Here is a 1,095-nt window from a genome sequence, read left to right as displayed (position 1 = left end):
TATACGCCTGAAATTCCGGGGCAAGAGCACGCTGCGACATGCGGAGAAACGGCGCGACCGGCTCCTTCGAGGCCTTCGCGACGGCGGCGAGTGCGCTCTCCAACTCATTCCTGGCGTCTTCAGGCTTGGCCGCGTTCGCTTTCGACCAAACGCCCCCTGCCAGCGTATGACCGCGACGAGCAACGTCGCGCACAGCCACAGAATTCGCCAGCGCCGCGCTTCCCTTGAGGAAGAAGGTTGCCTTCACGCAGTGCTTGTCGAGGATGTCGAGGACGTATTTCGTATAGGCGCTGTGCGGTCCCTGCTCGAAGGAAAGCACGATTTCCTTCTCCCCGAGCAACGGCGGTTCAGAAGTCGCCTCGCCCGCGCCGCCCTTCTCACCGCCATAAGTGTGCCGCTTCTGCGAATCGAACGCCACCACCCGCGCGAGAAAGCTCTTTTCAGTATAAACGCACTCTTTCGCCTCGGCCAGAGCCGGGATCAGAACAAAAGCCCCTACAGCAAATAACCAAATCCGCATCAATGCCCCGCTGCCTCGCCGGTCTTCGCGCGAAGTTTTCCGGCGAGCGACTTTCCGCATGGCGCGCCCGTATCATGGCTGATCGCACGGCACCCGAACGCGTATCGTCTCTCGCCCCGGGGAGAGCATCAAGCTCAGCTTTGGGGCCGATGTTTGTTTCCGATTTCGAAACGCCGAACGCGAGGCACCGCGACTCAGCGCTCGAATTTGCGGACGTCGAGGTGCTCGGCGCGAATCCAGCGCACGGTGCGGGTGGACGAGCGCATGATGACGGTGTGCGTCTCGATGCGGCCGTCGAAGAAACGCGCGCCCGGCAACAACGGACCGTCCGTGACGCCCGTAGCGGCGAAGATGATGTCCCCCGAAACCATGTCTTCCACGCGGAAGAGTCTTCGCGGGTTCTCGATGCCGAGCGATTCCGCGTGCCGCGCCTGCTCGTCGCTGAGCCCTGAGAGACGCCCTTCGATCTGGCCGCCGAGGCAAACGAGCGCTGCGGCGGCGAGAACGCCTTCGGCGGCGCCACCTGTGCCGAGATAGATGTCGATGCCGGTTTCGTCCGGCTTGCAGGTCTGGAT

At 63.0% G+C, this 1,095-nt stretch carries 2 protein-coding genes; both read right to left on the bottom strand.

From position 1 onward, the window contains the following. On the bottom strand, nucleotides 1–520 hold a 520-nt coding region (locus T281_RS17115), incomplete at its 3' end, for a polysaccharide deacetylase family protein (RefSeq protein WP_162173211.1). A gap of 194 nt (nucleotides 521–714) precedes the next feature. Beyond that, a partial coding sequence (locus T281_RS17110; protein WP_037242541.1) for a fructose-bisphosphatase class II occupies nucleotides 715–1,095 on the bottom strand: 381 nt, incomplete at its 5' end.

This window comes from Rhodomicrobium udaipurense JA643, assembly GCF_000636015.1.
GTDB lineage: Bacteria > Pseudomonadota > Alphaproteobacteria > Rhizobiales > Rhodomicrobiaceae > Rhodomicrobium > Rhodomicrobium udaipurense.
This window is presented reverse-complemented; position numbering and strand designations above follow the sequence as displayed.